Source organism: Martinezella sp. CNPSo 3795, assembly GCF_057784475.1.
On the sequence record NZ_JBXSOQ010000007.1, the window covers coordinates 253,232 to 272,824 of the forward strand.

Annotated in this window: 21 protein-coding genes; 7 read left to right on the plus strand and 14 right to left on the minus strand. The window is 56.8% G+C overall.

What is annotated here, in order from left to right:
- Positions 1–32: 32 nt before the first annotated feature.
- The 8 genes from AC13QY_RS20685 to AC13QY_RS20720 are packed head-to-tail and all read right to left on the minus strand — an operon-like array spanning position 33 to position 6,106.
- On the minus strand, positions 33–965 hold the full coding sequence (locus AC13QY_RS20685; protein WP_113501602.1) for a type IV secretion system protein: 933 nt from the start codon (positions 963–965) through the stop codon (positions 33–35).
- 3 nt (positions 966–968) lie between these two features.
- Positions 969–1,202 carry an EexN family lipoprotein gene (locus AC13QY_RS20690; RefSeq protein ID WP_095433288.1) on the minus strand — a complete coding sequence of 78 codons (234 nt, stop codon included), beginning with the start codon at positions 1,200–1,202 and terminating at the stop codon, positions 969–971.
- Complete coding sequence (virB5, locus tag AC13QY_RS20695) at positions 1,199–1,894, minus strand: P-type DNA transfer protein VirB5 (RefSeq protein WP_113501603.1); 696 nt, start codon at positions 1,892–1,894, stop codon at positions 1,199–1,201. The genes AC13QY_RS20690 and virB5 overlap by 4 nt, the downstream gene beginning before the upstream one ends.
- Positions 1,894–4,260, minus strand: coding sequence for a VirB4 family type IV secretion system protein (locus AC13QY_RS20700; RefSeq protein WP_113501604.1), 2,367 nt, complete (start codon positions 4,258–4,260; stop codon positions 1,894–1,896). Before AC13QY_RS20700 ends, virB5 begins: the two co-directional genes overlap by 1 nt.
- Complete coding sequence (locus AC13QY_RS20705) at positions 4,253–4,591, minus strand: VirB3 family type IV secretion system protein (protein ID WP_113501605.1); 339 nt, start codon at positions 4,589–4,591, stop codon at positions 4,253–4,255. The genes AC13QY_RS20700 and AC13QY_RS20705 overlap by 8 nt, the downstream gene beginning before the upstream one ends.
- A 5-nt stretch (positions 4,592–4,596) precedes the next feature.
- Positions 4,597–4,899, minus strand: a complete 303-nt coding sequence (locus AC13QY_RS20710; protein ID WP_113501606.1) for a TrbC/VirB2 family protein — start codon at positions 4,897–4,899, stop codon at positions 4,597–4,599.
- Positions 4,896–5,564, minus strand: a complete 669-nt coding sequence (locus tag AC13QY_RS20715) for a lysozyme family protein (RefSeq protein WP_113501607.1) — start codon at positions 5,562–5,564, stop codon at positions 4,896–4,898. The genes AC13QY_RS20710 and AC13QY_RS20715 overlap by 4 nt, the downstream gene beginning before the upstream one ends.
- A 2-nt stretch (positions 5,565–5,566) precedes the next feature.
- Positions 5,567–6,106: a hypothetical protein gene (locus AC13QY_RS20720; RefSeq protein ID WP_113501654.1), complete on the minus strand. Its 540-nt coding sequence runs from the start codon at positions 6,104–6,106 to the stop codon at positions 5,567–5,569.
- A 99-nt stretch (positions 6,107–6,205) separates the two neighbouring features.
- Here AC13QY_RS20720 and AC13QY_RS20725 point away from each other — a divergent pair, with 99 nt between their 5' ends.
- Positions 6,206–6,559: a helix-turn-helix domain-containing protein gene (locus tag AC13QY_RS20725; protein WP_095436095.1), complete on the plus strand. Its 354-nt coding sequence runs from the start codon at positions 6,206–6,208 to the stop codon at positions 6,557–6,559.
- Between the two features lie 74 nt (positions 6,560–6,633).
- On the opposite strand, the gene AC13QY_RS20730 is transcribed toward AC13QY_RS20725, so the two are convergent.
- The 5 genes from AC13QY_RS20730 to AC13QY_RS20750 form a co-directional block, all read right to left on the minus strand.
- Positions 6,634–7,449, minus strand: a complete 816-nt coding sequence (locus AC13QY_RS20730; protein WP_488493902.1) for a winged helix-turn-helix transcriptional regulator — start codon at positions 7,447–7,449, stop codon at positions 6,634–6,636.
- Entirely contained in the window at positions 7,436–8,209 is a 774-nt protein-coding gene (fabG, locus tag AC13QY_RS20735) for a 3-oxoacyl-ACP reductase FabG (RefSeq protein ID WP_113501608.1), read from the minus strand. Before fabG ends, AC13QY_RS20730 begins: the two co-directional genes overlap by 14 nt.
- Positions 8,206–9,918: an acetolactate synthase catalytic subunit gene (locus AC13QY_RS20740; RefSeq protein ID WP_488493912.1), complete on the minus strand. Its 1,713-nt coding sequence runs from the start codon at positions 9,916–9,918 to the stop codon at positions 8,206–8,208. Before AC13QY_RS20740 ends, fabG begins: the two co-directional genes overlap by 4 nt.
- Entirely contained in the window at positions 9,915–11,276 is a 1,362-nt protein-coding gene (locus AC13QY_RS20745) for an aspartate aminotransferase family protein (protein WP_113501610.1), read from the minus strand. Before AC13QY_RS20745 ends, AC13QY_RS20740 begins: the two co-directional genes overlap by 4 nt.
- 97 nt (positions 11,277–11,373) lie before the next feature.
- Complete coding sequence (locus AC13QY_RS20750; RefSeq protein WP_113501611.1) at positions 11,374–12,078, minus strand: GntR family transcriptional regulator; 705 nt, start codon at positions 12,076–12,078, stop codon at positions 11,374–11,376.
- 230 nt (positions 12,079–12,308) lie between these two features.
- Here AC13QY_RS20750 and AC13QY_RS20755 point away from each other — a divergent pair, with 230 nt between their 5' ends.
- From AC13QY_RS20755 to AC13QY_RS20775, 5 genes are all read left to right on the plus strand, one after another.
- Positions 12,309–13,415: an ABC transporter ATP-binding protein gene (locus tag AC13QY_RS20755; RefSeq protein ID WP_113501612.1), complete on the plus strand. Its 1,107-nt coding sequence runs from the start codon at positions 12,309–12,311 to the stop codon at positions 13,413–13,415.
- A gap of 3 nt (positions 13,416–13,418) precedes the next feature.
- On the plus strand, positions 13,419–14,318 hold the full coding sequence (locus tag AC13QY_RS20760) for an ABC transporter permease (protein WP_113501613.1): 900 nt from the start codon (positions 13,419–13,421) through the stop codon (positions 14,316–14,318).
- Between the two features lie 73 nt (positions 14,319–14,391).
- Positions 14,392–15,168, plus strand: a complete 777-nt coding sequence (locus tag AC13QY_RS20765; RefSeq protein WP_113501614.1) for an ABC transporter permease — start codon at positions 14,392–14,394, stop codon at positions 15,166–15,168.
- A gap of 85 nt (positions 15,169–15,253) precedes the next feature.
- Complete coding sequence (locus AC13QY_RS20770; protein WP_113501655.1) at positions 15,254–16,285, plus strand: extracellular solute-binding protein; 1,032 nt, start codon at positions 15,254–15,256, stop codon at positions 16,283–16,285.
- A 552-nt stretch (positions 16,286–16,837) separates the two neighbouring features.
- Positions 16,838–17,737 (plus strand): nucleotidyltransferase and HEPN domain-containing protein, encoded by a 900-nt coding sequence (locus AC13QY_RS20775; RefSeq protein WP_113501615.1) that lies wholly within the window; start codon positions 16,838–16,840, stop codon positions 17,735–17,737.
- 231 nt (positions 17,738–17,968) lie between these two features.
- Here AC13QY_RS20775 and AC13QY_RS20780 read toward each other — a convergent pair whose 3' ends face one another.
- Complete coding sequence (locus AC13QY_RS20780) at positions 17,969–18,262, minus strand: hypothetical protein (RefSeq protein ID WP_488493903.1); 294 nt, start codon at positions 18,260–18,262, stop codon at positions 17,969–17,971.
- A gap of 406 nt (positions 18,263–18,668) precedes the next feature.
- On the opposite strand from AC13QY_RS20780, the gene AC13QY_RS20785 reads away from it, so the two are divergent.
- Complete coding sequence (locus tag AC13QY_RS20785; protein WP_113501616.1) at positions 18,669–19,391, plus strand: response regulator transcription factor; 723 nt, start codon at positions 18,669–18,671, stop codon at positions 19,389–19,391.
- Positions 19,392–19,593 lie beyond the last annotated feature (202 nt).

Genomic DNA, 19,593 nt, shown 5'->3' on the forward strand with positions numbered 1-19,593 from the left:
GAACCATCTTGTTGCTTGCTTGAAGTTCCACATCAGCCGGCTCTTTCGGAACGAAAGCTGCGGCGAACGGCACGTGCACCCCGACCAGTCGCTCGCGCCATGTAGGTAGCACCTCGGGCGAGCGTGCCTTCATGCGCGTCGCGTGCCGCGCCATAGCCGTAGGTGAGCGACACTCCGCCCGCGGCGAGTGCCGAGGCGATGCCCGGAAGCTGGTAAAAGACGTAGAGGGAGGCCAGGCAAATGGCGCCGAGCGCAACGGGTCGCATGAGCACGTCGCTGTAGCTCTCGATCATTGTGAAGGTGGAGTCGATACAAGTAATGAGTAGCGAGCCAACCGCCACGACCAGTACCTGCAGGATCACGAAGTTGGCGAGTTGCCCGATCCAGGCTTCGGTAAAGCGGCGGGACGAGCGAAACATGGCGAGCGCCACGAAAATCGGGCCGATAGCGAGCACGATTGCCAGTGCGAGACGGGCATAGAGCGAGACAATGTAACCGATCGCGGCAACCACGAAACTTGCCAAGATGACCAGCATGCCACCGAAGCCAGTGACGATGTCGACTCCCCATGAGGCGCGCGCCCAGATCTCGTGTGCGCATTTCTGACCTTTATCCAATAGGCTGTCGAAGGTCGAGGCGCTTGGTATCGTGCCAGAGTTCAACGCCTGTGAAATCTCCTTGGGCAATGTGTCGAAGAAGATGCCGCCGACATAAGTCTGGTACTCGCTGGCATTCGTGACCAGCATCAGGATGATGGCAAGCTTCATTGCCCGAAAAGCGAAATCCATGATCGGTTCGTGGACTGATCCACGCAGAATCAGGAAACCGTAGAGGATGACATAAAGTGTCAATGCCGCCGTCAATGGCCCGGTGACCCAGCTGGCGATATTCGACGTACCTGACGATATGAAATTCTCCAGCGGTGCCTTGAACTGCCCATCGACGAAGGCAAAGATCTGATACATGCCTCAGCCTCCGAGTGCTTTGCCCATGCGTTCCATGCGGGATTTCCAATCAGCCGCCTCGGCATTCACGCAATTCGGCGTCGCTCGCAATTCGCCGGGATTGCTTTTGCATTTGGCGATGAGATCCGACAGCAGCGTCTGGTTGGCCATCAACTCATCGACCGAATAAGTGCGCTCGGGCTGCTTCGAGCAGCCGAACAAAGAGACACCGAGTGTGAGGAGAACAAGAAACTTCATTGAAGGGCCGCTCCCATTGTATCCATGCGCTTGCGCCAATCCTCGGCCCTGCGCTGTTCATCGACCTGAACCTGGGCCTGCTGCACCATCTGCAATCCCTGCATCCTCAGCATATCGGTCTGGAGAAAGGCCGTTTCGGCCTGCAGCCGCGCCTGCAGATCGGCGATGTCCTTGGCGTCGCTCGCCGAAGAGATTTGCCGGCGTAATTGATCGATCCCGTCGATCCGCTTGGTCGCGGTATCGTAGATTTGCTGGGCTAGGCTCATCTGCCCTGCATTCTTGTTCTGAAGACGCGAAAGTTCTTGAGCATAAAAGTCATTGGCGCTCGTTTTGTAGGTCGAATTGTCGGTCAAGAATTTGGAGGCGGCATCGCCAAGCGTGCCTGAACCCGAGCCCTTGAGCAGGCTTTCGACGGTAGAAAAATCCCCTGGCAATGCCTTGCGGATCGCCGGATCGTTCAGCAGGCTGGCGACGTCGGCCATATTGGTCAGCTTGTTTAACGAGCCGTAGAGCTGCTGGGCCTGCTGGAGTTGTTGGTTCAGCGCATCAAGCTGCGATTTCAGCTGGGTTATGCTTTCGATCTGCTTGGCGATCGCCGTTTGGTCGATCACCGGGATACCCTGCGCGTCAGCGACGTGGAAAGAAAGAAACAGTACTATCGCTGTGATGGGAATCGTTCTGCTCTGCGCCATCAGCTTGCACTCCTTGTCTGTTGGAATATCCGCAGCCATTCGTCCCGGTCATCGCCAAGCTCCGCCCGGATCGCCTCGGCAAGTTCGACGTTTGCCGTTCGCCCGGACAGGATTGCGAGCTCATCGCCGAAACCGTTGAGATTGAGCTCGGCGACAACGCTGTTGTGACCCTGTTTAACGATAAAGCGCCGGCTTTCGGCGGAGAGCTCGCGGGCAACCAGCTCGAATTCGCGTTCGGTGAGCTTGAAGCCACTGACGTAGTCGTCTCGATCACCGCGGGAATTCGGCAGGAAAACCTGTGTTGGGCACTGTTCGATGATTGTGTGCGCGATCGGCGAGTTGATCACGTCTCGCGGGCTTTGCGTGGCGAAGAGCATCAAGCCGTTCTGCTTGCGAATGGTCTTGAGCTTATTCTGGGCAAGATCAAGAAAGCTCTCGTCCTGCAGCGCCTTCCAGAACTCGTCGATAACGATGATGATCCGTCGGCCATCGATCAATTGCTCGACCCGATAGAAAAGATAAGCCATCAAGGGATTACGGATTTCCTCGTTGTCGAGAAAATCGGTCATGTCGTAGCCGAGAAATTTGGCGCCGATACCGATCTGATCGGCCTCGTTGTCAAAGACCCAACCCAGCGGCCCGCCTTTTTCCCACCGACGCAGGCGCGCAGCGATCCCTTCCGGATCAGTATTGTTGAGAAAGGTGCGCAAAGCGCCGATCGTGCGCTGATTTTTCGGCAGATCAGCAAGACCATCGATCGCGAGCGCGATATCGCTGACATCGCCGACCGAAAAATCACGCACCGCCGCACCGGCTAGCTTGGCGATAAAACGTGCCAGGAATATCTTGTTCTCCGGTGTCAGCTCTAAGGCTTTCAGCGGTGCGCATCCGGTCGGCAGCCCGTTCTTCAGCGGCAAATAGGTACCACCAGCAGCCCGGACGAAGAGGTCGGCGCCACGATCCTTGTCGAAGAAGACCATGTGCGGGTCATGCTTTTCGAGTTGCGATAGCATGAAATTGAGAAGTACGGTCTTGCCAGCACCCGACGGACCGCAGACGAAGGTGTTGCCGAGATCGCCATAGTGGAAATTGAAATAGAACGGCGAGCCCGACGCCGTCTTCAGCATGGCGACGGCCGGCCCCCATTCGTTGCCATCCTCCCTACCCATGGGATAGGAATGAAACGGAGAAAGCGCTGCAAAATTCCGCGAAGTGATCGCACCGGAACGAGCCCGATACCGAAAATTACCGGGCAGTTGTGCCCACCATGCAGCTTCGAGCCCTAGATCCTCGCGGGCCACGACAGCGCCGCCATTGGTCAGATGCGAGCGCGCCTTTGCAAGATTGTCAGCAAGGTCTTTGACAGACGAAGCGAAGACCCCGAGGGTGAGATGGTGTTCGCCGAGCACGAAACGGTTCGATTCCAGCTCGTCCATTGCCGCATCAAGCTCTTCAATCTGGGAGGCTGCCTTGTCGGCCGCACTCACCATTTGGTTCTGCTTGCGGCCCATGATGGTGCGGGCATCGGTTTTGGACCTGAACGCGAAGGACTGAGTGAGGATCAGTTCGAAAGGTGCCGTCAGGATGCCGTCCAGCATACCGACGCGGGTTCTCGCCGGATATTCCTTGAAACCGAACATGCCCGCATAACGGCTTGTCCCTTCATCGCGGATCTCGACGGTCTCGCGCCCGAAGATCAGACGATCGGAATAGATCGCCGAGGATATCCTCCCTTCCGTCAATGGGATCGGTTCTCGGCGGCCGCCGATCAACTGATGCAGCACCTCGCTCGGTTCGGAAAACAGGATGCCGTTCCGATCGTAGAATGACAGCACACGGGGGCCGAAGCGTCTCAGTCCCGCGGTGACATCGGTGACCTTGTCCCGCAGATGCTTCAGGCTGTCCTCATCGAGCTCGACCGCAGCTCGTTGGGCCTTGCGAAGCCGTGACAGCAAATTTGCAAGCCGCTCGGCCGGATCGTGCCCGGGATGCCAAAGCAGGGTGAGATAGAGATCGTTGCGAAACAGGTCTTCTCTTATCATCCGCTCGCGATATTTGCGGTTCAACGTTGCCGAGAAGGGATTGGTGAATCCACCGTCGGGATAAGTGTTATCGCGGCGGCGGATGAGGTGGGTCCAGATTGCAAGACGCTCGTCCGCAATGTTGCGGTAGAGCGTGTTGAGATCGCCCTGCAGACTGTTCAGGTCGATAGCATCGATTGTCTCGAACGATACGCCCTCCACAGCGATCATCGCTAGCAAAGCCCTGGAATCGAGCGCGATCACGGCCTCGTCCACGTGCCGGACATAGGGGATGAAGGTTTCCGGCTCGAGTTCACGGGATTTGAGACGGGACACATTAGGCATGACCAAGGTCCCTTTCGTCATAGTGTCGCACCAGCCTCAACGGCGTCAGCGAAGCACCCCTCCAATAGGCGCCGTTGCGCGAACGACCACGGGTTTCGATCCAGGCCAGCAGAATACGGAACATGTTGTGGTCATGCTTGACGAGCGAGCGAAAAACGAAATGAAAGACCACACCGACAAGCCCATAGGCAATCGAGCCAGCTACAATGTAGAGGATCGTCGTCAGCATAATGTTGACGCCCATGGCCTCCATCGTCACCCCGGCGATCATCGCCGGCCGAGTGCAGGCCAGGAACAGGGTATCTTCCTCAAGCGAAACCCTCTCCACCATTCCCTTCAGCCCCCGGAAATCGTGCTGACGATCTGCGAGGCGCCAAAGAGAATGCCGATACCAAGCACGACATAGGCGGCCTTGCGAAGATCGAGATAGCCGAACATCCAGGCGATACCGACGATGATGACGGCGATCGTTGCCAAGAGCTTGGCGACGTTGCCGGTGAGCAAGGTGACGATATTCTGCAGAACCGTCTCGATCCCGCCGGCGCTCTGCGCGAAGGCTGGCTCGATCATGGCGATCGAAAGAACGGTTGCCATCGTAACGGTGGCGCCAAATGCACGAATATTGATCCTCGACATCATTCAGACTGCTCCGGTTGATCATTTTGGAAGACCAGCGCAGATGATTGCCGCGCTACATGGAAGACATCCCAAGAAGGTGGTTTCACCGACCGTTCGGGCGAAGGCTTTTCCTCACCGTTCAAGGACAGATCATTGGTCTGGAGTTGGGAAACCGTCGGCCGCCGCGCACTCTGCCCTATCGCTATGGTGGACAGGGTCTTCGAGAGCCGCTTGGCCTCGCTTTGGACCTGATCGTCATACTGAGCCATCTTTCCGACCGAAGGATCGGAGCGCCCGTAGTAGGATTGCAGCATCACGCGCTCAGCCTGTTGCAATGTCGCGCCGGCGCGCACGGCCAAACGATAATAACCATCAAGCAGTGTCGCCGTTGCCTTAAGGTTAAGGCATGGATCGAAGGCATCCGCGATACTGAAATCAAATTTGCGCAATTCGGCGATGCCAATGCCGCCAAGCCCTAGCTGGACATCTTTATGCTCCGCCATCAGTACCGTTGCGGTTTCGACCGCTTCGGCTTTGTTCTTTGGCTGTTCATGGAGAGATGAACTTCCTCGCACGCGAATATCAAAAGGCTGGAACTGGCTTTCGAGACTGACAACCGCTGCAAGCGTTTCGATGGCAATCGCCGGCGCGCAGGTCTGGGCAAGATCGGTAAAGGAGACGGCCATGGTCAGTACCAAACCCGCTGGCTTCCAACGCCGTCGATGGTCACATCGACATAATGGGGCTCGGATCGCACATTCGGCCGCGCCGTCGGATAGCCCATGCACTGTACGTTCCGGCCATCCCGCTGCCAGCGCGCCGATATCACCAGCCCGTCGTCTCTAGCGCTACCATCACGGCCGGAAGCGCAATAACCGCCGTCAACCTTGGAAAGGGTTCGCGAAACGCAGGTCTCCTGTTGGCCGCGCTCACCATAGCGTGTCGTCAGGCGATAGCTGTCATCGCAGAAATAGGGCTCGTAACCAGGACGCGATGCCCGGAAGCCGACACCGTTGCAGGTGGGAAAGGAATGCCCCTTGGCAAGCTCCTGCCAGAGCTTGTTGATCGGGAGACGGCAGGCGGCATATTGTGTAGGCCCACCTGGATTGGAAAGGCACAGGATAACCTGACATCCCCAATCATCGGCGCGCGCATGCCGCTCGGAAATGAGGTATAAAGGGCTGCAGCCGGCAACGGCGAAGATTGTTCCAACCAGAAGGCGTTTCATCAGCATGATCCTTCGATGTGGCGATATCAAACGATCCGTCCGACGACGAATCAGGCGTCGTTGATAATTTATACTTACTTATATGATGCAGTTAAAAAGATGACAAGTACCCTAACCACGCAGTGGCACAGTCTTTCGTTCGCAGCCTTCATCCTGCACGAGATCATGGATAATCCGCAGGAGGACGAGACACCGCAATCGCGGCTGAAACAGGTCGGCATGATGAGTGTTCTCTACATCATGAACCAAGCTCACCAGGCGCTAACTATCTCAAATATAGTCGAAATTACCAAGCTCACGCGCATGGGCGTGACGGAGACAATTGAGCCGCTGGTAAAGCGCGGGATCCTGACGGAGACGTTCGTGAAGAATTCCATGGGGCGCGGTAAGGCCCGTCAGTTTGAGATCGCGCCAGAGATTTTCGAGAAGTTACGGAGCTTTCAGGCGCGGTGATTGATCACCTTCGCGGCCGAATCAAACTGAATCAAAATAATCAATAAAGACCCGAAAACGTCCAAACAAAGCGGCTATGCTGATCTGCCTGACCCGCTCTTTCGCAAGTCCCGTGGCTTGAACACATAGCCGGCTGCATGGACGGTGCGAATGGCCGCACCACATCCGGGCAACTCTCCCAGCGCCTTGCGCAAGCGACCAATGTGAACATCTACCGTTCGCGGCGTGACTTCGGCGGAAGCCGGCCAAGCCGAAGCAATCAGTTCGGAACGGCTGCAGAGCTGTCCCTCCCTGTTCATCAGGTGACGTAGAATATTGAACTCGATGGGTGGCAGCGCAAAGTCGCGACCGTTGCAGTGTATTCGGCGACTGTCGACATCGACTTCCAGGTCAGCAAGAGCCGGTGACGCAACTATTTTCGAGTTGACCGTTTCCATGGCCTCTTCCGTCGCCTGCCTGAGAGATGTCAGCAACTTCTCCGGTGAAAGCGGCCTGAACAGGCAGTCATCAACACCGGCTTGCAGCAAGGCCAGATGAAGCGGCTGCGCTTCGCTTCGCAAGATCGCAATAAGACGGACCTCGTTGTCGTGTGTTGTGGATCGCCTGATTTCGCCACATATGGAAACGGCATCCTGGGTTTCGTGGGTGCAATCGAAAAGGACGGCACACGGTAAGCGTTTCGCGCAGGAAGCCAGAACATCGTTGGCACTGCAAGCCAAAGAGGGAATAAAGCCTTCCGTCTTCAGAATATAACTAAACGGCAGAAACAGCTCTGCATCGGAGGTCCAGATAATGACTTCGTTGCAGGCCGCCACTTCGAGCTTCGCCGCCGCATCGGAGCGCTTGAAGTTGGGCGCGCCGGTCCGTGTTACGGCTCTAGGCTGGCGCATATTCGCCCCCGTTGATATCGAGGATTGCCCCATTAACGAAGCCGGCTTCCTCTGACGCCAGGAAGGCAACGGCAGCGGCGATATCCTCCGGCGTTCCCAATCTGGCAGAGGGAATGCGTGCAACCGCGTCCCGATTGGTTGGCGTATCGGGATCGCCAGTCAAGGGCGTCAAGATCCTGCCGGGCGCCACGAGATTAATGGTTATGCCGAAAGGACCACACGACCCGACAAGCGCGCGCATCAGGCCGGCCAGTGCTGCCTTGCTGGCGGCGTAAGCGCCACTGGCGATGCGAGGGCGCGTGCGCCCAGCGAGCGATCCGATCAAAATGATGCGTCCAAATCCCGCGTCTCGCATTCCCCTGACGACTGCCTGACAACATAACATGGTGCCGGTCAGATTCACGGCCAGCACTTCGTTCCATTCCTCCAGCCCGATATCCTCGAACCGCCGTGGACCAGCAAGGCCCTTGGGCGATATCCCGGCGTTGCAGACGAGAATTTCGGCGTCTCCCCAGTTGGATGAGAGCTCATCGAAGAAATTGGCAACAGCCGGAGGATCCGACAGATCGACAACTCGGCCCAAGACCCGTCCAGATCCAAACTCCGCGGACAGCGCCGCAGTTGCGTCAGCCACAGTTTTAGCGCTGTGACTGAAGACGGCGACGCAATGCCCCGCCGCCAATAGCTTTCGCGCCGTCGCCAATCCAATACCGCTCGTGCCTCCTGTCACGACGGCGATGCGAGACGGCTCTGGCATCATGCTGCCTCATCCAAGCCGGCAAACAAGGACAAAGCGGGATGAGCTTCAGGATCTGTCATGACCTCGATAAACAGCGGCCCCTTGCCTGCCAGGCCACCCTGTAGATGAGCCGTGAGCTCGGCTGGATCCTCAACGCGAACCGCCGGGCATCCGCAGGCTTGAGCGATCTTCATATGATCGACAGGCGCAAAATGGCACGCCGACGTGAAGCGCCCGAACTTCACGGTCTCGGCATCCCGCTGGAAACCGAGGATACCGTTATTGAGAAGGATGATGGTTACCGGAAGTTCGGAGCGAACCATGGTTTCCATCTCCGCCCAGCTATGGGCGAACCCGCCGTCGCCAATGATGGCGACCACCGGATGCTCGGGTCTAGCTGCCTTTGCGCCAAGAGCCAGAGGCAGGCCCCATCCCAGCCCCGCAAGACCGCGCGGCGTCAGGAACCGCATTCCTGAGTCAAGCGATCGCAATTGGCCGACGACCCACATCGATGAATAGCTTGCATCCGCAACGACGGTCGTCTGCGGTGTCAATGACGCCTGCAGTTCTGCCATGATTCGTTCCGGGCGGATCGGCGAGGCAGTAGCATGCACGAGCTGATGCCGATCCTCATCGAACCGCCGCCAGCACTCGGCTATGCGGGTGGTAACGGCGGTCCGTTGGTCTCGACGTTGGGATAGATCTTGCTCGTTCAGGGCATGAACAAGCTCTCTGAGGGTCTCGCGCGCATCCCCGACTAGGCGCAGCGCTTGATAATTACGGCCGATCTCCTGAGGGTCGACATCGATGTGGATCACCTGAGTCCCAGCAGGAATTTGTCGCCAGCTATCCGTGCCATTTTGATTGGTTCGCGTTCCAATTAGAATGACAAGGTCTGCCTCGCCGACGAGGGCAGCCGTATGGTGCCCAAGTGACCTGGGACCCACGAGTGATCCTAAGACGCCAGCAGAAAGCGGATGATATTCATTAACGGCACCCTTGCCCATGTTGGTGGTCAAAATTGGGAGTACAGCCAGATCCCGCAACATGGCCAGTTCATGGCACGCATCGCTGCCGAGGACACCCCCACCCGCGATGACTACGGGATTGTGAGCATTCGCGATCAACTCCGCTGCCCTTTGCAAACTCGCGCGATCGGGGCACGACCGATCAAGCGGCCAATGGCCAAGATTCAGAGATCGTGAAGGCGTTGTGAGACCAAGCTCCGAGCGCAACAGATCGGCAGGCAACAGCAACGCAACCGGCCCGGGTCGACCGGAGGCAGCAGCAGTGAAGGCGGCATCAACATAGTCCTCGATTCGCTCCGGAACCATGACCCTGCGCACCCATTTCGTGCAGGATTGGAAGAGAGCGATATGGTCGAGCTCCTGGAACGCGTTCCGATCCATCTGATCGCGCTCGACTTCCTGCACGAGTGCTACGATCGGAACGCTCGCCTTCAGCGCTTCGGCCATGGGGGGCACGAGCAGCGTGGCGGCTGGACCATTCTGGGCGGCCACCACGCCGATCTTTCCGGATCGTCGAGCATAGCCGTCGGCCATGGCACCGCCCATATTCTCCTGGCGGTAGGCGACCTGGCGAATGCCTGCCGCTTCGGCAGCCAGGATGAGCGCTGATGGTAGGCTTTGGGCAAATATATGGGTGACGTCATGGCGCACCAGCGAGCGAGCCAGGCATTCGGCGACAGTTTCCAAGGAATTCGTGGTCATGCGATTGCTCCAGCAAAATCGGCTTCGTGGGTTTCGAGGAAATCGCCGAAGACTTCGACGATCAAATCGAGATCGGTATTTGTCATTGCCGTGGAGAGGCACGCGGCGGCTCCAAAGGGCAGGAGGATATCGTGCTGACGGAAGTGGCTTGTCAGATTGGTCATCCAACTGTTCTGTTCCGGTGTCGGGAAGGCCTGCCGATAGTCACGGGGAACCTGCCGCTTCGGGTGGATGCGGAAAAGCGAAGCCGAACCGGTGACGATAAATGGGGCGTCGTGACGCACGATCGCGGCAGAAAGGCCATCGCGCACACGTGCCCCCATTTCATCCAGACGCTCGAAGCTTGCCGATGTCAGTGCCTCCATGGCCACCCTTCCCGCGACCATCGACACGGGATTGGCCGAAAAGGTTCCGCCCTGTGGCACCGCCGGCCTCGCGCCCAAGCCTGAAAACACCCCCATCACTTCCTTACGGCCACCAATCGCGCCGACCGGAAAGCCGCCGCCGATGATCTTTCCGGCAGCAATAAGATCCGGCACGAGCCCGAAACGCGCCGATGCACCGCGATATCCCTGACGCAGATTCAGCACTTCATCGGCTACGACGAGAACGCCATATTGCCGGGCAAGATTGGAGACAGCTTCGATGAAGGCCGGCTCAGGGGCGAGCAAACCCGCCCTGCTCGGCATGGGATCAATCAGGATGCAGGCAAGGTCGCCGCCCGACGCGGCCAGCCGTCGCTCCAGGCCTTCAACATCATTGAAACGGATTACATCGACCTCTTCGGCAACGCTTTGGGGTGCCCCGGCATATGAGGTTGCGGACACAGGGCCGTCGGCTGGTCCCCAGGATGCGGGCGACGCGCCCTGGCTTACCTCGGCCCAATCATAGGCACCGTGATAGGCTCCTTCGACGCGAGCAATGCGCGACCGCCCTGTAAAAGCGCGTGCCGCCTTGATAGCGAACATGACGGCCTCGGTGCCGCTATTGACGAAGCGGATCTGCTCGATCGCGGGTATGCGCTGCACAAGCAATTCCGCCAACCCAAGCTCGTGCTCCGTTGGATTGGAAAAGCAGGTTCCTTTCTGCAGGAGATCTGCGATTGCGTCGGCGACGGGCAGGTAACCGTGACCATGGATCAGCGTCGTGAAATTGTTATTGAGGTCGAGGAGCCGATTGCCGTCGACATCAATCAGATAGGCACCCTCTCCGCGGGAAATATACGTCGGCAGAGGATCGCGCTCGACGGTGACACGCGTGGTTCCATCGGGAAACACGATCTGCCCTCGCTCGAAGAAATATTGCGAGCGCGATCTGAGCGCTGCGCGCCGAAATGATGGAAAATCCTGATGAAGCATGCCTTGCCCTCTCCATGGACAGATGCGCGTTCGCATCCCGTTCACATTTTTGTTGCAACAAAAAAACACGGGGAGAAGGAAAGTGCAACATAATTATTCAGCGGCGACAGAGATTCCTTTGATCGCGGTCTGCGGTGATTTTTTTCATCTGGCGAAATCCATCACGAATGTCGTTCTCGATGGCAGCGCGCGCAGCGGCGGCATCCTTTTCGACAAGCGCCTCTATCGCGGCACGATGGTTGCGAGCACCGTGGCGGGTCTCGGAAAACTCTGGGTAGAGGCCATTAAATGACGCACCAACCCGCAGCCAAAGGGTCTCGATCGTCTGCAAAAGATAGGGCATACCGCTCAAACGGTAGATCGCAAAATGGAACTCCTTATTATGCCAGAGGGCGTCAAAATAACGCTTTTCATCCAGTGCAGCGTCAATTTTCGCCTGAAGTAGCTCCAGTTCTTCGATCGTCGCCTCGCTTGCGGCCTTGACGGACAGCGCCGCCGCAAGCCCTTCCAGGGCCAGGCGCATCTGCGTGATCTCCTCGAGATCCGACAATCTTAAGTGAGGAACGATAACGGTTTTCGGGCCGGAGTAAATGAGCGCCCCATCAATCACCAGGCGGTTGATGGCATCACGAGCGGGCGTCGTGCTGACATCCAGCATTTCCGAAACCGCACGGATTGTGAGCTTATCTCCAGGGGAAAAAGCGCCTCGGATCAGTCGCTCCTTCATGTTGCCATACGCCATTTCGCCCAAGCGATTGGGCTGATGTCGATGGTATCCTTCGTCTTCCGGTGCGACTTCCATTGAAAATTTCTCCAATTTCCTTTTGACAAACGTTCATTTTGTTGCAACAAAAATGAAAAGCGACGCGCTTGCAAACGTTATGTGACATTAAAATCATAACACGTTCGCAATTTTCCGTCTTCCCAAAGTTCAACCTGGGAACCGGACCAGAAGCCAGCGATCGCGGTGAACGACTTGCTGGGTCGTCGCAAACGAACACGTTTCACGAGACAACAATAAGGAGAGGAACTTTGATTGGTGAAGCACTTACGCTGCAAGGGCTTGAAAAGCGATATGACACATCGCTTGCCGTGGATGGCATTTCGCTGGCCATCCGGGCGGGTGAATTCCTGTCGATCCTTGGTCCTTCGGGCTCCGGCAAGACGACGCTACTAACGATGATCGCCGGCTTCGAGAGCCCGAGCAACGGCCAGATAATGATCGGCCGTCGTGACGTTACCTACATGGCGCCAAACAGGCGCAACATCGGTATGGTGTTTCAGCGCTATGCGCTTTTTCCGCATTTGACGGTGGCAGCCAACATCGCTTTTCCGTTGCGCATGCGCCGAATGGACAAAGATCTCATCAGCCGCAAGGTCGAGGCGGTACTGGCGCAGGTCCACCTCGACGGCTATGGCGATCGATATCCCCATCAACTCTCCGGAGGCCAGCAGCAACGCGTCGCCGTCGCTCGGGCAATCGTCTTCGAGCCACCTGTTCTCTTGATGGACGAACCCCTTGGCGCCCTCGACAAGAAACTGCGCGAGGCGCTGCAATTGGAAATCAAGAGCTTGCAGCAACGCCTTGGGGCGACCGTCGTCTATGTGACGCATGATCAGGAGGAAGCACTCACCATGTCTGATCGCGTTGCGGTGGTGGCAGAAGGCCGGCTGGCTCAAGTAGGATCGCCGCTCGATCTTTATCGTTCGCCTGCCTCAGCCTTTGTCGGAGACTTCATTGGTCGCATGAACTTTCTCGACGGCGAATATCTTGGTCAAGATAACGGGAAGTACATGGTGCGGCCAAAAGGCGGCAACGTCGTTGCAACGGCGGCTGCCGAAGACGGGGCCAGTCCGTTTGCCTCTCGTCAAGCTGTCACTATCGCGGTTCGCCCCGAACGGTTGTCGCTAGCGCCCCATGGTCGCGACCGCGGCGCCATTCTGACGGGCACCATAGATGCGACTGTTTTCGCCGGTTCGTTTTTCCTCTTCTTCGTGCGAACCCAGAACAGCGATGACCGCCTCCTCCAGATCCAGATGCCCGTCGGAAATGTAGCGGGAGGCCTTCATCAGGGAGACTTGGTTGACGTCATCCCAGAAGCGAACGCCTTGCGGCTGTTTGCAAAAACGGAGGTCTAATCCATGGCATCATCCTTCGCGAGACAATCGATCGGCACTTTCCGCAACTGGATCCTCACAGGATCGAGCCAGCATTATTCGCCACTATTGGCCATCTTGCTGATCCTGCCGCTGCTCCTCCTCTTGGCGGGAGGCTTCGTCTATCCGGTGGTCAGGCTTATCGGCATCAGCCTTTCCGGGGAAGCTCCGCTTGTCCCCTACCAGCGTGTCTTCGACAGTCCACTTTATATTCAGGTCCTGCTCAGAACCTTCCGCATCGCGGCGATCGTGACCGTTGCCTGTTTTGCAATCGGATATCCGACCGCCTATGCGATCGCGCGCATGCGCGGCAAGTTGGTAAAGCTCGGAACGGCATGCCTATTCATTCCGCTATGGACCTCGGTGCTTGTCCGCTCCTATGCCTGGATCGTGCTGCTAGGTCGCAACGGCATCATCAACGACGGGCTGATCCAACTCGGTATTATCTCGACGCCGTTGAAAATGCTCTATACGGAGGGCGCTGTCATTCTCGCGATGACGCACGTGCTAATGCCCTTCATGATCCTGCCGATCCATTCGGCCTTGCGTTCGGTGCCGAGCGCGTATGAGCAGGCGGCACGAAATCTCGGCGCCAGCCGGATCGTCGCCTTTTGGCGCGTGACCTTTCCACTCAGCCTATCGGGCGTCTTCGCCGGCTGCGTGATCTGCTTCATTCTCGCCATCGGGTTTTACATCACACCCGCCCTGGTCGGGGGACCCGGCGCGCTGATGATGGCGACCCTGATCGGCCAGCAGACAATCGTCCTTCTGGATTGGCCATTTGCGGCCGCCCTGTCGGTCATCCTGCTCACCGCGACGTTGCTGCTGGTGCTGCTCTTCCGCCGCGCACTCTCTTTCAGCAAAGGTTTGAACAGTGTCCATTGAATCTGAACCCTTGACGCAACGATTGGCAACACCGTCATCCGAGGCTCGCCGGTATCGTTCAGTCTGGCCATGGATGGCGCAACATGCATCCAATTTAGTGATTGCGGCGGTGCTGTTCTTTCTCGTCCTTCCGACGCTGCTGGTGATACCACTGGCACTCAGCGACGCCTCGTATATCACGTTCCCGCCGCAGGGACTGACCCTACGCTGGTTCGAGGCGTATCTGTCCGATCCCGACTGGCTGCGCTCGACCGTTTTCAGCCTACAGATCGCCGCACTAACCACTGTAGTAGCGACGATCATCGGGACGATGGCGGCCGTTGCTCTTGTACGTGGCAAACTACCGGGCAAGGCGCTGCTCCAGGCCCTATGCCTTGGGCCGATGATCGTCCCGGCAATCGTCTTCGGCGTGGCGCTCTATCTGGTCTTCTCGCCTTTGCAACTGACCGGGAATTTGACGGGATTCGTCCTTGCCCATTCGGTGCTGGCGGTACCTTTTGTCGTCATCGTCGTTTCCGCAGCGCTGGAAAGAATGGACCCGCTGTTGGAACTGGCGGCCTTGAGCTGTGGAGCAGGGCGGCTCAGGGCCTTCTTTGCCGTGACACTTCCCAATCTCGCGCCGTCCGTCGCGACCGCCGCGGTCTTTGCTTTCCTGACCTCCTTTGACGAAGCGACCGTAGCTTTCTTCATCTCTGATACCGGGGGCAAGACGATCAGCCGGAAAATGTTCGAAGACATCGATTTCAACCTGACACCTGTCATTGCCGCCGTCTCGGTCATCATTGTTGCCGTTTCGCTGCTTTTGATGGGTTCCATACATCTCCTGAACAGCCGCCGGGAGCAGCACTAGCGGCAAAAACACCCGTTGTGGGCGGGATAATAAGAGGGAAACATTGATGACAAAAAGAGCAGCTATCCGGCTGAGCGGCATCGCTATGCTTTGCGCAGCCATTCTTGTGGGAGAAACGCCCGGTTCAGCATTTGCCAGCGAGCAGGTCGTGATCGCCACGACCGGCGGCGCTTATGATGCGGCACTGCGCAAATGGTGGTTCGAGCCATTCACCGCCAAGACCGGCATCCAGGTGGTTTCCGTAGCGGCAACCAACGCGGAGATGCGCGCCAAGGCGACCGCGATGGTGAAAACCGGCAATGTCAGCTGGGATCTCTACCCCGATGGAGAAATCCAGGTGAGCTCAAAGGATCATCTCGCGATTTCCGAACCGCTTGACGGTTTTTGCGCCCAGTTTAAGGACCGCCAGGATCTTGTTCCCGATGCCTGCATCCCGGCCGGCGTGCGGCTGTTTTCGACGGCCACATTGATGGCCTACGATCCGCAGGCTTTCAAAGGCAACCAGCCCGTGACTTGGGCGGATATGTGGGATACTTCAAAGTTCCCGGGCGGACGCTCGTTTCCGAATTTCGATGATCCGTGGCGCGTCATGGCGGCTGCCCTTTTGGCAGATGGGGTCAAGCGCGAGAACCTGTTTCCGCTCGACGTCGATCGTGCTCTCAAGAAACTTGACGCATTGCGGCCGTCCATCTCGCTCTGGTGGAAGACCGGAGATCAGAGCGTCCAGGGGTTCCGTGAAAACGACTACAGCATCGGACAGATCTGGCTAACGAGGGCAAGTGCGCTCAAGGCAGAAGGGCGCTCGATCGCCTGGTCGAACAAGGCGGCATTTCTGGTGGGCGATCGTCTCACGGTTATCAAAGGGGCGCCCAATCGGGACAATGCTCTGAAGCTCATCGCCTTCTGGCTGGATTCCCCGGACATCCAGGCCAAGGTGTGCGAGGCACTATTGTGCACGCCACCGAGCAGCGCGGCGATTATGATGATGCCGCAAGCAGTTCGCGACCAGATGCCGAGCGCCGAAGACGTGCGCGACAGTATCGTCATTCCAGATGCCAAATGGATAAACGATCATGCCTCGGAGCTATTGGAGCGGTGGAACAACTGGGTTCGCTGAAGCAGGATGACGATACCAAAACATTGTGCATGATCATGGGATGCCGCGACGTTTAGAAGATAAGCGTTCAGCGATGGTTCATTGAATGAACGCTAGACGCCTACGCACCCCGGTGCACCTCCGCGAGAGGTCCGTCTGCGAGCAGAAAAGCTCGAAGCCGGACGGGCCTCTCTTGCCTAACGAGGCCTCGTAACGACGCAGAAATTACCCCTTTTGTCGCGCGCCGCTACCTTTTCAAAGCGTCGGATCAATCCATGGGTGGATGCCGAGGGACTCCGGCGAACGGATATTTCGCAAAGACATCGGCAACTTAATGCTCAGAAGTCAAACTTGACTTCTCATTTGCAATATAAGAACATAAAGGGAACAAACCAAGTTGCCGTTACCTGCGCAGAGCAGATCATTGAGCAGGCGCCCTCGAAATCCGAATTCGATCGAAGGGCTGAAAGATCTCTTCTGCTACCCTATCCGCTTGGATAGAATTACTATCGGACTGGCGTTGTAGTTGGATCGTACCTACAACTGGAATCATCAGAAAGGGTCCCGCTCTCCATGAAGTTCAGTCTCGATCATCTGCCGGAACGCAAGCGCTTGGAATTGTCGCGAATTGTCGAGATTGTGCATGAGGAATTCGAGGATGCGCTCAAGGAAGGCACGGCCGATTTCAAGAAGAAGGGTCGCATCCTCAAGATCATTCTTTTCGGCTCCTATGCTCGTGGCGATTGGGTCGATGAAGAGCATACCGGCAAAGGCTATAAGTCCGACTACGATCTGCTGGTGATCGTCAACAATCGCAAGCTGACCGACTTCGGTTCATACTGGCGCAAGGCGGCCGACCGCTTTCCCCGCATCGTCAAGCCGCCAGTCAGCCTCAACGTGCATTCGCTCCGCGAGGTCAACACAGCACTGAAACTCGGCAATTATTTCTTCAGCGAAATCCGGCGCGACGGTATCGTTCTCTACGAACTCGACGACGAGGAACTTGCCGAGCCAAAGCCGCTTACACCAGCGGAAGAATATCGTGCGGCTCAACAACATTTTAAGAGATTTCACAAAAGCGAGAAATTTTTTAAGGTCGCTCGCTTTTCCGCAAGCGAAGGCGACACGGATGAAGCAGCATTCCTCCTCCATCAAGCGATTGAACAGGCATATTCGACCTTACTGCTGACATTGACGAATTACAGCCCTGCCTCGCATAACCTCAACCATTTAAGGACACTTGCCGAAGGCCGCGATCAGCGGCTTGCTGAGATCTGGTCACAAGATCGGCAACGCCGCCATACTGCCTGGTTCAACATTATCAACCAAGCCTATGTGAAAGCCCGCTATTCCGAGCATTTCAAGATCACCGAAGAAGCGCTTGTCTGGCTTGGCGGACGTACGGACGCACTGCAGCGATTGGTAAAAGCGATTTGTGAAGAGCATATCGAAAAGCTGCGACAAAAGCTCTGAGCGGTGTTGTCAATCGCTTATCGGCGTTCTTTCCTCCGTCCGCCACGTCGCGATCTATCTCCAGACAGTTGGCACTTATCGGATCGCCATCCGCTGCTGCTCCCCACTTCGGAAACTCCCCTCTATCCGCATTCTTATCGCTTAGCGTCGGGCCGATACCCGAGCGTGGGACGTTACCGAGAAGTACAAAGATACATCGGTCCCGCCCGACCAGTTTTGGCCACAGCAAACCTAATTCAGTTTGCCGTCTGCGTTACTGAATCCGCGCCGCGCCGGTCGAAGAGCCCGCGCCTGCGTTTCGTCAGCACTCAGCAGGCAAAAAACCTCGAACCAGAAGTGGCTGTCGGCAGCACGTCCATCCACCTTCGCGCCTAAAGCGCACCAAGCCACAGCAAGCGTAGCATCAGGACCATAGGCCGCCTTGGCGGCTAAGACCGCGGCCGCCATGTCCGTGCCACACCAAATAGAGATGTCATCATCCGAGGACCGTGGGTGGCGAAATTTTGATGTATCCGCGAAAATCATAGGAAGCTCTCCCGTGAACGTCCGGCACGGGACGAAAGTTTGGCCGGACTTTGTTCTCACAAGTGAGTCACGACCGCGGATGTCGCATATGTCGTGTGATCCCTGGCCACTTCCTATTTCATTTCAAGATCCGTCAAGCGCATATCCTAAGCAAGCCGACTGAACTCGCTCCCAAAGATCCTCCTTTTTGATGCAACAAAATTGTGATGAAAAAAATACCATTTTCCCTCTTTACGTGCAATGCAAATTTGTGACAGGTAAATCACAGCGATTTTTGAAAATAATAAGAGAGAATCGCAATTGATGCGGGTATTTTTGTTGCATCAACATACTGCGAGGTTACGCGGAATCTCTGACCATCTCATCTTCCGCGTGCTGCCGCCCACTGATCGAAAGGTTGTCATCAATGAAGCCACTCATCCTCATTTGCTCCACGGATTATGAATTCTACCTTCTGCTCGCCCAGATCCTCAACATGAGAGGTTTTGAAGCTTCACTGGTGGAAGGAGCGGAGGAAGCTCTCGCCAGCGTCAAATCCCATGATTTGGTGGCCGTGATAATAGACTATCATAGCGATGCCTTCCGCATCGGCGAGCTTGTCAGCCAGATCAGAGAGACACCGGCCGAAAAAACCCCACCGATCGCGGTTTTCGTGGGAGCGGGAAATCAGCAACTTTATCTGGAAGTGCTCAAAACCGGGGTAAGTGAGATTTTCATGCGCCCCTTCAACCCAGAGCGCTTTCTATCTTATCTGTCCCACTTATCGCCAGACGACAATGCAAAAACTTGCACGGAAAGAGCCTCCAGCAATTCGCTTATTTATGCGGAAATCACAATGCACCTCGATAGCATGCGCGTCGAATGCAACGGCATGGAGGTCCAACTCAGTCCGATCGAATTTCGCCTTCTTCAGCATTTTCTACAAAAACCAGGCTACGTCTTCAGCCGAGACGCTCTCATCGAGGCTGCATGGCCGCAAGGTACCTTTGTGGAGCCCCGCACCGTCGACGTTCATGTCGGGCGCCTTCGGCGGGGCGTGAGACGCGTGCTCGGTCGCGATATTATCCGCACGGTACGGGCCACCGGTTATGCGCTCGATGACCGTCAGAACGCAGAGCGAGCTTCTTAAGCACTGAGATCACGGAGAAACTCCGTTGAGCATCAATGTGACATTCCGCTTGCTGTGTTTATCAAGCCGTTCACTTTCGAAATATTGGCGTCACGGAACCTTCGGACAATATTACCGAAACGATCGTTGTTCGCGGACCCATTCCACGGCAATAAAATAGCATCGCCTCGCCAATGAGATGCGATGTGCTGCGGCAGATGTC